2 pseudogenes are annotated in these 1,786 nt (G+C 56.1%); both read right to left on the reverse strand.

The window, feature by feature from the left end:
• Positions 1–959 (reverse strand): annotated as a pseudogene (locus tag OQK_RS30645) (hypothetical protein); the annotation flags it as partial.
• Positions 960–1,189: 230 nt separating this feature from the next.
• Positions 1,190–1,786 (reverse strand): annotated as a pseudogene (locus OQK_RS31690) (hypothetical protein); the annotation flags it as partial.

A 1,786-nucleotide genomic window follows, 5' to 3' on the forward strand; every position in this document is an offset into this window, starting at 1 on the left:
CTGTCGACGGTCTTTTCCAAAGGACCGACGATGACGGGCGCTCCCGCTGATGTCGTGCCCGCCCAGGTCAAGACAACCTTGTCACCAGGCTGGTAATCCGGGGCTGTGAAGTACACCCGGGCAGCAGCATCGCTCGCACCCAGTACCTTCAGGTCGATGGTGGTGACGTTCTGGTTGTTGACCCAGATTGTTGGCGCCGGCAAGCGGCTGATGCTCAGGTCCACATTCACATAGGTGACTTTCGACCATGGCGCGTTTGGATCCGGCAGATTGCCGACCCGGTCGAACACCTGATAACTCACTTCGATGTTCCTGCCGTTGCCTTCGTCTCTGATGACTTTTTCGGTGAAGGTGAGAAAGATCGGATTATTGACCGGATCTTCGACTTGCTCTCTGGTGACTGGATAGTAGGACACCAACTGGTCACCCCAGCGCCCGATAATTCGGTCGAATGTGGCGCAGTTTACGTAGCTCGCCAACAGTTTGACGCCCAGCTTGGCCATTTCGGCATCCACCCCCTTCGACGGGTCCGGATCCAGCGTGTACACGAGACCGGAATTCCCCGGTTCACTGTCGCTGTCATCGCCGCCGGGCCGGGTAAATTTGACCAGCATCAGTATTTCCTGGGACTTCACAGGCTGCTGATGTGGCCGGGTTACTTTGTAAAACGCGTAAGCGTCGCCGTTGGTGATTTGACCTGCCGGGATTTGGAACAGCAGCTGTTTATTGAGATTGGTGTCATCAATTTCTATCGTTCGAACCGGCAAGAGCGAGTTATCCCAGTGGAAGGCGCACTTTTCTCCAATACTCTGGTTGACCCAAGGATCGACAACAGCTGTCAGGTAACCCGTTCTCACGGCTTCCAGTGAAATACCGCCGTGATACGCCTCTGGTGTTTCCAGATCAGTTGCCATGGGAATTTTTGGAGGAAACAAATCTGCAGCGAGAAGAATGGTCATGGCAAATCTCCTGAGCCCGGGCTGGTCACGGGCGACCAGACGCTGGAGCTATCAGAAGTTATTTCTGCGAAAAGCGCACCTGTCAGATCTGACAGGTGCGGACGTGTTTCCGATGAGTGGTCACGAGCAAGAGCCTGAGAATCAAAAGATCGCAGCCTTCCGCAGCTCCTGCAGGGATTACTCGAATCCCAATGTAGGAGCCGCCGAAGGCTGCGATCTTCTGCTTTGCTTTAGAAGTAATACGGGAATTTCAGGCTGAACGAAAAGTCCGGCGCATCATCGGTCATGCCGATCGACAAGTTCGGCACGATCGTCAGATTGTCGGTTGCAGCAATCGTCATGCCGACGTTGAAGTAACCGGCGTTGGCGTCACTGGACACCACCGATTCCCAATCGCCGCCGTCCTGTTTCAGCTTGCTCTTGCGTTGCACCAGGTCGGAGACCGAGAACGACATACTCATCTTCTCGTTAAGCGCGAAGGCGATACCGGCGCCGATCTGGAAGCTGTCGCCGATGCGCACTTTGCCCGGGTTTTTCTGATTGACCGTAGAGCTGATGTCGTCGAACGATTCCTCGAGGTTGTGGGTGTAGGAAAGGCTGCCGAACAACACCGCCGGGTCAAACGTCTTGACCAGCGAGATGCCCGGCGTGATCGACCAGACGCCGTTGCCCGTGGGCAGGGTATCGGGGACGAACAGGTTGGAGTTGGCGTCGGTCTGGCGCAGTTTGATGCCGAACGGGTCTTTGCCGGTCGGCGCCTTGACGCGCAAGGTGACGACGGCGTCCGGGGTGTTGACCGATTCGTCGAGGAACTTGTAGGCGATACC

It is taken from the genome of Pseudomonas sp. R62 (genome assembly GCF_000257605.1).
In the GTDB taxonomy this organism is placed as follows: domain Bacteria; phylum Pseudomonadota; class Gammaproteobacteria; order Pseudomonadales; family Pseudomonadaceae; genus Aquipseudomonas; species Aquipseudomonas atacamensis.